The following is a 367-nucleotide window of genomic DNA, read 5'->3' on the forward strand; positions in this document are numbered from 1 at the left end:
TTTGTAACCCGAAAAGAAGCCGATGAATATTATAAAAAAACAGGAGATGTTATTTTGGATGAGCATACTATAGAACAAAGAGATTATGCTATAGAGTTAGGAATGCCTAAGAGCAAAATACTAATGAAGTATGCCCAGTGGGGTACCCCTCAAGCATTAGATACTCTTGTTACTATGGAAGATATTTGTAACATTCCTTATGGGTTATGGGATAGCTTTCGCAAGCGTTATCTTTGGAAGATGACGCTTATTACTAAAGATAAAAGTAAGTATATTCACTCCTATCGTTACTCAGGGCTTAACTGTGAATTGGAAACATTATTTGGAGAGCGCACTTGGAAAGAGAATCAAATAGAAAAATATCACA

1 pseudogene is annotated in these 367 nt (G+C 35.1%); it reads left to right on the forward strand.

What is annotated here, in order from left to right:
- Positions 1-367 (forward strand): annotated as a pseudogene (locus HMPREF9075_RS13320) (hypothetical protein); the annotation flags it as partial.

The organism is Capnocytophaga sp. oral taxon 332 str. F0381 (assembly GCF_000318275.2).
GTDB classification, from domain to species: Bacteria; Bacteroidota; Bacteroidia; order Flavobacteriales; family Flavobacteriaceae; genus Capnocytophaga; species Capnocytophaga bilenii.